This is a genomic window from Frigoribacterium sp. AC759 (assembly GCF_979256015.1).
Genome location: NZ_CEEDMT010000064.1, coordinates 1 through 428 on the forward strand (window position 1 = coordinate 1; position 428 = coordinate 428).

Sequence of the window (428 nt, forward strand, 5' to 3'; positions counted from 1 at the left end):
GCATTAATGCCATTGCTGATGTCGTCACGTCTTGCGCCCACATAGTTGTTGCGAAGGGTTAGCCTATTCTTGGAATCGATCAGATAATCAAGCCTGGCGAAGAATTTTTGGCTGTTTGTAGTTTTCGTGATTCCGTCAAAATTTCCAGGTTCATAATTATAGGTGTTGCGTAATACATTTGCCACCTGGTTGGCTATGTCAGCAGAGACCAGTGATTCGGAAGAAGAGCCCGTTCCACGGTTGGCGACATAAAGCAGTGGTTCGCTTCTCCTGCTGATCTCAGCATTTACAAAGTAGAAAAGCTTATTCTTGAGAATCGGCCCGCCGAGTCGGAAACCATATTGATAATCACTGAAATCGTTATACTTTGCCCGGCTTGCATCTGGGCTTTTTCCAACCAGAGACTGGTTTTTGCCGTATGTGTATAC

General features: G+C 45.1%; 1 protein-coding gene. It reads right to left on the reverse strand.

The window, feature by feature from the left end:
- On the reverse strand, positions 1 to 428 hold a 428-nt coding region (locus ACZ6JE_RS15105), incomplete at both ends, for an outer membrane beta-barrel protein (RefSeq protein WP_464319463.1).